The organism is Moorena sp. SIO3H5, assembly GCF_010692395.1.
GTDB lineage: Bacteria > Cyanobacteriota > Cyanobacteriia > Cyanobacteriales > Coleofasciculaceae > Moorena.
In genome coordinates, this window is record NZ_JAAHHS010000396.1 from 1 (window position 1) to 6,894 (window position 6,894).

The 6,894-nt window shown below is 44.1% G+C and carries 2 protein-coding genes; both read left to right on the forward strand.

The genetic code is table 11. The annotated features are described in order from the left end of the window. The coding region (locus F6K52_RS29315; RefSeq protein WP_293087044.1) for an SDR family NAD(P)-dependent oxidoreductase at positions 1–2,702 on the forward strand (2,702 nt) is incomplete at its 5' end. Then, on the forward strand, positions 2,702–6,894 hold a 4,193-nt coding region (locus tag F6K52_RS29320; RefSeq protein ID WP_293087047.1), incomplete at its 3' end, for a type I polyketide synthase. The genes F6K52_RS29315 and F6K52_RS29320, both read left to right, overlap by 1 nt.

Sequence of the window (6,894 nt, forward strand, 5' to 3'; positions counted from 1 at the left end):
CCCAAAAGGAATCTTTCCAACAATTGTTGCAGAAGATAGTTGAGAAAGGGGTTACTCTGCAAGGTGTGGTTCACTTGTGGAGTTTGTTAAGTGACTCACAACAGTTGAATCAAGCCCAAGAACTTGTCTGTGGAAGTACACTGCACTTAATCCAAGCTCTAACCGAAGTGCTTGCTTCTCAATTGCCCCCTCTGTGGTTGGTAACTCAAGGAGCTCAATGTATAGCAGCTCAAACTACCATAAATGTGCAGCAATCCCCTTTGTGGGGTCTGGGTAGGGTGATTGCGTTGGAGCATCCGGAGTTGAAATGCCACCGTGTAGACTTGGATCCGAACCATGCCAGCATTGCTGAAGGGGTAGAAATGCTACTGCAAGAGTTGTTTGCTCCTGATGCTGAAGACCAAGTAGCCTATCGACAAGGAGAACGCCATGTCGCGAGACTGGAACGTTTTGTCCCCCAAGCTTCCGAAGAGTACCCTCAACAACTCCGGCTGAGAGCTTACGGCACTTTAGACAATCTCGTACTTCAACCTCAGCAGCGCCGACAGCCTGAAAGGGGAGAAGTGGAGATTCAAGTTAGGGCAGTTGGTCTCAACTTCCGCGATGTTCTCACTGCTTTAGGCATGATGCAGGAATATACTCAACATCTATTTGACAGTGCCGAGCAGGTAGTCTTTGGTGGGGAATGTGCTGGTGTGGTGGTAGCTGTGGGATCTGATGTTGAGCATTTACAAGTAGGTGATGAGGTTGTGTTGGCTTTAGCCATAGGGTGTCTGGCTCACTATATGACAATTCCAGCTGAGTTAGCACTACCTAAGCCCCAAAACCTAAGTTTTGAAGCAGCAGCCACTTTGCCTACAGCTTTTATCACAGCTCACTACGGATTGAACTATTTAGCTAACCTACAACCGGGAGAACGAGTGTTGATTCATTCCGCTGCCGGGGGAGTTGGACAGGCTGCGGTTCAGTTAGCTCAACGTAGGGGAGCCGAAGTCTTTGCGACAGCCAGTCTTCCCAAATGGAAGTTTTTGCAGCAGCAGGGGGTAGAGCAAATCATGGATTCCCGGACTCTGGAGTTTGCTGAGCAAGTAAAAGCAGCTACTGAGGATCTGGGAGTGGATGTGGTGCTCAACAGCTTCAATGAAGAATACATTCCCTATAGCTTTCAAACTTTAGCTCATGGAGGTCGATTTATTGAGATTGGTAAAATCAATATTTGGTCACAGAGCAAAGCAAAAGAACACCGTCCGGATGCCAAGTATGAGGTTTTTGACCTGGTGGAGATGGTACGAGAGCAGCCTGAGCTAATAGCGCAGCTCTGGAGCGAACTAGGCACAGAGTTGAGGACGGGGCAATTGCAACCTCTACCACATCAAGTGTTTGAGTTAGGACAGGTGCAGGAAGCTTTCCGATATCTCCAACAAGCAAAACATATAGGGAAGGTTGTGGTTGCTATTCCCCCATTGAAAGAACAAAAGAAGGTAGAGATACAAGCACAGGGTAGCTACTTGGTGACAGGAGGATTAGGTGCTTTGGGATTAGAGGTCTCAAAGTGGCTAGCGGACAAGGGAGCTCGTCACTTGGTATTGATGGGACGCAGTTCTCCTTCAGCTGAAGCACAAACAGCCATCGCACAGTTGGAGGATCTGGGGGTAAAGGTGAGTGTTCAGCTTGCTGATGTTTCTTGCTCTGAGCAAGTATCTCAGATAATGCAGAGAATTGAAGGGGAGTTGCCTAGCTTGCGAGGAGTGATTCATGCCGCCGGGGTGTTGGATGACGGGGTACTGCAAAATATGAGTTGGCAGCAGTTCGTAAAAGTAATGCTGCCAAAAGTAGAAGGTACTTGGCATTTGCATCAACTAACCAAAGATCTACCTTTAGATTTCTTTGTTTGTTTTTCCTCCATGTCTTCTCTGCTGGGAAATCCCGGTCAAGGAAATTATGCCGCTGCTAATGAGTTTATGGATGCAATAGCTCATTATCGTCGCGGTATGGGATTACCAGGATTGAGTATTAATTGGGGAGCCTGGGCATCATCAGGGATGGCAGCTAGTTTAGCAGGTCAGCATCAGCAACGGCTGGAGAGCAGTGGCATCAGTGCCATAGAACCTCAACAAGGGATGCAGGCATTAGGGTCATTGTTATCAGAGTCTCCCAGCCAAGTTGGGGTGTTGCCCATTAATTGGTCAAAGTTTGTCAGTCAACTACCAAGTGGACAAAAGATACCATTCTTGGAGGCATTGATTTCCATTGAGCCATCATTAACCCAAAAGTCAGCATTTAAAGCACAACTAGAAGCAGCAGCTATTTCAGAACGTCAGGAGTTATTAACAATTCACATTCGCTCAGCGATCGCCAAAGCATTAGGTTGGAGGGATGGCCAAAAAATAGGAATGCGCCAACCTTTGTTTGATTTAGGATTAGATTCTTTGATGGCAGTAGAATTAAAAAATCGCTTGGAGTCAAGCTTAGAAACCAACTTAAGTTCAACATTGTTATTTGATTATCCGACTGTAGAAGTACTGGTAGAGTATTTGGCCAACGATGTCATCCCAATAGAATTCTCTTCTAACCTAGATGAAATAGAAAATTTAGAACAAGAGGAAATAGATAACACATTTCGTTTTCAGGAAATATCTGAAGATGAAATGGCCAATCTACTGGCTAGAAAATTAGAATCTCTGGAGGGTAAAAAAAGCTAATGAAAAAAAGTCAAAGTAGCCGCACTATAGACTACAAAGCATTAATGGAAAATGCTTTTCTCCAGATAGAAACTTTGCAGTCTAAATTAGAAGCTTTTGAAAATCAAGAAAAAGAACCCATAGCGATAATTGGCATGGGCTGTCGCTTCCCTGGTGGAGTAGATTCTCCCGAAGCCTTCTGGCAGCTATTCAATGATGGAGTAGATGCGATCGCCGAAGTACCTAAAAATAGATGGAACATTGATGAGTATTATGACCCAGACCCAGATGCTCCCGGCAAAATTGCTACCCGCGACGGTGGTTTTCTTTCCGAAATCGATCGCTTCGATGCCCCATTTTTCGGGATTTCTCCCCGAGAAGCTCACAGCTTAGACCCTCAACAACGCTTGTTGCTCGAAGTGAGTTGGGAAGCTATCGAAAGAGCTAACATTGTCCCGGAGAAATTGTTTAATAGCCTCACGGGAGTATTTATTGGGATCGGTAGTAACGATTACTTAAATCAGCTGGCAACCTCGGAAATACCAGAAGCTTATTGGGGTACAGGTAATGTACCCAGTGCCGCTACAGGTCGTTTATCATACATCTTGGGACTCACTGGACCGAATCTGGCAGTAGACACTGCTTGCTCTTCCTCTTTGGTATCGGTGCATCTGGCTTGTCAGAGTTTGCGACAGCGAGAATGCCATCTGGCTCTAGCAGGGGGTGTGAATCTAATTCTATCTCCCAAGTTTAGTATTGTTTTCTCTCAGGCCAAAATGTTATCTCCTGATGGTAGGTGCAAGACCTTTGATGCTTCTGCCAATGGTTATGTCCGTGGTGAAGGATGCGGAGTGATCGTTTTGAAGCGACTTTCCGACGCACTAGCTAATGGAGATAATGTTCTAGCAGTAATTCGCGGCACGGCAGTCAATCAAGATGGACCGAGTGGTGGTTTAACAGTACCTAACGGACCATCTCAAGAAGTTGTGATTCGCCAAGCCTTGGCTAATGGGGGTGTGGAGCCAGCCAGTGTCAGTTATATTGAAGCTCATGGTACCGGAACTTCCCTGGGAGACCCCATTGAAGTCGGAGCGTTGGGAAAGGTATTTGGCAAAAACCACTCTATTGAACAGCCTGTGATCATTGGTTCCGCTAAAACTAATATTGGTCACTTAGAAGTAGCAGCAGGAATTGCAGGTTTGATGAAGGTAGTTCTACAACTGCAACAGAAAAAAATAGCGCCATCACTGCATTTTAACCAGCCTAATCCTTATATTAATTGGTCACAATTACCTCTAAAAGTTCCCGCTCAACTGACCCCTTGGCAAACTAATGGTAACAGTCGCATCGCGGGAGTGAGTTCCTTTGGTTTTAGTGGCACAAATGCTCATGTGATCTTAGAAGAAGCCACAACAGAAGGCAACAGTTCATCGGTAAAAGTACGGGAGAATGGCTATTCTTCCGTGCCAGAAGATGACTTAGAACGTTCAGTTCATTTGTTAACTATCTCAGCCAAAACTCAAACGGCTCTTAGTGATTTACTCAGTAATTATCAAAATTATATAAAAATTCATCCCGAATTAGGAATAGGCGATATCTGCTATACAGCTAACACAGGACGTACCCACTTCAACCACAGACTAGCAGTTGTCACTTCTAACCCACAAGAATTAGTTGACAAACTCCGACAGCACCAAGAGGAAGAAGAAGTAGCTGGAATCTACTCACGAGAACTGCCAAATAACACCACAGTAGCCAAAATCGCTTTCCTCTTCACAGGGCAAGGTTCTCAATATATCAACATGGGCAGGCAGTTGTATCAACAAGCACCAACTTTCCGTGAAGCGATTAACCAATGTGAAGAAATTCTCAGTAACCTAGAAACGTTTCAGGACAATTCCCTACAAGAAATACTCTATCCAGCAGATGACTCATCGGATTCCTCCCTACTGAATCAAACAGCCTATACTCAACCTGCTTTATTTGCCATAGAATATGCCCTATTTAAACTCTGGCAATCGTGGGGGATTAAACCAGATGTCGTTATGGGTCATAGTGTAGGAGAATATGTTGCGGCAACTGTAGCAGGAGTATGGAGTTTAGAAGATGGTTTGAGACTAATTGCCGCTAGAGGCTCTTTGATGCAGAAATTACCTGCTGGTGGCGAGATGATTTCAATTATGGCATCAGAGTTGAAAGTTCTAGAGACTTTGAAAGGGATGTCCCGGTCAGAAAAAGTAGCCATAGCAGCCATCAATGGACCCGAAAGCACAGTAATTTCTGGCGAAGCAGAAGCAGTAAGAGCGATCGCAACTCACTTAGAATCCCTTGGTATCAAAACCAAACAACTACAAGTGTCTCACGCTTTCCATTCTCCTCTGATGGAACCAATGTTGGCAGAATTTGAAGCAGTAGCCAAAGAAACGAGCTATAGTCAGCCTCGGATACCTCTAATATCAAATATTACTGGTCAACAGGTGGATTTGGAAATTACCACTGCCGAATATTGGGTAAATCATGTGTGCCAACCAGTGCGGTTTGCCCAGAGTATGAAAACTCTGCATCAGGAAGGATATGAGTTATTCCTAGAAATCGGACCTAAACCAATATTATTAGGAATGGGGCGTCAATGTTTACCAGAAGAAGTGGGTGTCTGGTTACCATCATTGCGTCCGGGAGTAGAAGAATGGCAACAGATGCTCTCTAGTTTGGGACAGTTATATGTACAGGGAGCCAAAGTAGATTGGTCAGGATTTGACCAAGACTATAACCGTGAGAAAGTAATATTGCCAACATATCCCTTCCAACGACAACACTACTGGGTAGAAACAAAAGATAATGGATATCAAAGCAATGCTTCTTTTGCAGAGAAAGATACTAATACTGAGATCGTCAACCTCCTCAGTAAAGGAGAAATTGACACCTTAGCACAACAACTGGAAAAAGCAGCAAACTTTTCACCAGAACAGCTTAAACTTTTACCGAAAATCTTAGAACTACTAACTAAGCAACATCAGCAACAATTAGCAGCAGCAAGGATTAAAGATTGGTTCTATCAACTTCAGTGGCAACCTTTACCTGAAATTTCCCTAAAAAACGGCATTCAAGTGAGTCATTGGTTGATTTTTGCCGACAATACGGGGGTAGCAGAGAAATTAGCCCAAAAATTACAACAGCAAGGACATAAATGTAGCTTAGTTTATCGAGCAGATAAATATCAACAACTAGCAACAGGAAGATATCAACTCAATCCCTCTGCTCCTGAAGAATTTGGACAACTTTATGAAGCCATTATAGAAACCAGTCAACTGCCCTTATCAAGGGTAATCCATTTGTGGAGCTTAGATGCTCCAGTTACGGAACATTTAACCCTAAACACCTTAGAGCAGACTCAACTGTGGGGGTGTGCTAGTGTATTGCACCTGCTACAAAGTGTGCTCAAAACTACCAATGTTCCTCAATTATGGCTAGTCACCAGGGGCGCTCAGTCAGTATTATCGAACATGGAAAAACTAACAGTAGCTGCCTCACCCTTGTGGGGATTAGGTAGAGTCGTGTCTCTAGAACATCCGCAGCTTTGGGGGGGATTAGTAGATTTAGACCCGCAAACATCAGAAGAGGATGTAGAAAAGCTGTTGCAATTACTAGTAAACAACTCAGAAGAAGACTATCTAGCTTTACGAGAAGGAAAAACCTATGTAGCCCGTTTGGTTCAGCAATCTCTTCAGGCATCTGTTGAAGCACTATCTTTAGCATCTGATGCCACTTACTTAATTACAGGAGGACTCGGAGCTTTAGGGTTACATACAGCACAATGGCTAGTAGAAAAGGGCGCTCGACATCTGGTGTTGACTGGACGTAGTGCTCCATCAAAAAAAGTACAAGAAATCATAGAAAAGTTAGAACAAGCAGGAGCTAAAGTTAAGGTTTTGTTAGGAGATATTTCTCTTGAACAAGATGTTGCCCAAATTATTGAACAGATTCAGACATCTTTACCTATACTAAAAGGTATTATTCATGCCGCCGGAATACTTGATGACGCAACCCTGCAACAGATGAGTTGGGAGAATTTTGCCAAAGTAATGGCACCAAAGGTAGGAGGAACTTGGCATTTACATCAATTTACCCAAGAGCTACCGTTAGATTTCTTTGTCTGCTTCTCTTCAATAGCTTCCTTAATCGGTTCACCAGGTCAAGGAAATTATGCTGCTGC